Below are 1,336 nucleotides of genomic sequence, written 5' to 3'. Positions count from 1 at the left end.
TTAGTGTGCTTCATGGCCTGGGTTCTCCGCGCGGTAAATTTGCTGTCTCGACAACTACAAATGTACCACAAACGTTGGGAATTCAGGCCTACTTTCTTACTGCTAAATCTTTAACCGGACAGCAGTGGAAAGTGTTGTTTATTGGAGGGGTGATTTGTTAAAGAATGTGTTGGTTATGTTGTCGTGCTTGGCTCTTTATTCATGCGCATCAAATAATATGAGTACGGATAGTGATGGTAATTTTAGATATAGTAAGAACCCTCAGGTGTTGCTCAACCAGTCAGTACAGAAAATAAACATGAATGGTAGTATTAATAAAGCGCGGAATATTAATATGCTCAACCAGGCCATTAAAGGCGGAGCTGATGTGAACAAGCCATACCTACTTTGTGATTATGCAACGTACAAACATTGTCGAGGTGAAGAAACTCTGACCCCTCTTCAGACTGCGACTCATTCTATAGAACTTGTTAAACCTCTTGTTATTGCTGGTGCTAGGCTGACTCCAGATGAGTGTTCTTTACACTTTAGAAGCATTGCTGATTTTAGTGATCCGGTCGAGATAGAGCTAGCCAGATCAGGCGCGTGCTCACCCAGCGTCCATAGGATGAATTCAATTGCCCGCACGATTTCAGAAAAAGACTTTGAGGCATTTGATGCGATGATTTCTTATCTCGAACCATCTATCCAAAAAGAGCTTTCTGGATATAAACAGGGTGTGGTTCAAAGACGAATACAAAAAGAAGAAAGGGCGAGGGCTAAAAGGGCTGCTGAAGAAAGGCAATATGAGGCTTGGAAAAAAAGACAAGAGTATATGAAGGATAATTTTGGTACTGAAGTGTGCATTAATGCCACAATGACTCATCCTGAAAAAGATTTTGAAAGACGGCGATTTGGGCTTGAATACTTTGTGGTTCCAGTTGTTAGTAACTATTCCCGAAAAGTGAAAGGCATTGCCATAGTAGAAAATGTTTCTTCAAACAGGAAAAATATATTGATTCGCATCAAAGGGTGGGAAAGCGATGCTCGTCAGATGCGGGGGAACCCCATAGTTGATGGAATGGAGATGAGTGCTGGTTCAGTGTATTGGAGTGCCTCTGAGAAGTGGGATCTGTGTGATTAGGGAAATAACTTTATAGTGTTTATCATGTTTTGAGGTTGGTGGTAGGTCACAAAATGTTTTGTGACGCATTCGCGACAACGTTTAATAACATTAGGGATGCTCTGAATAACCCCTGATTATTTTTCCTCGCCCCTGTTTCGAGCGCGAATTTTGGCAAACTTGCTTATTTATCCCCCGATCATCGCCTGATTGGCTTTGATCGGGTGGTTTATC

At 41.8% G+C, this 1,336-nt stretch carries 1 protein-coding gene; it reads left to right on the top strand.

Features of this window, described 5'->3' with window-relative positions:
* Positions 1 to 154 precede the first annotated feature (154 nt).
* Positions 155 to 1,123, top strand: coding sequence for a hypothetical protein (locus tag F3F93_RS12315; RefSeq protein WP_176959499.1), 969 nt, complete (start codon positions 155 to 157; stop codon positions 1,121 to 1,123).
* Positions 1,124 to 1,336 lie beyond the last annotated feature (213 nt).

This window comes from Mariprofundus sp. KV, from assembly GCF_013387475.1.
Taxonomy (GTDB): Bacteria; Pseudomonadota; Zetaproteobacteria; order Mariprofundales; family Mariprofundaceae; genus Mariprofundus.
Note: the sequence above shows the minus strand (reverse complement) of the source record. Positions and strands in the feature narration are given on the sequence as shown.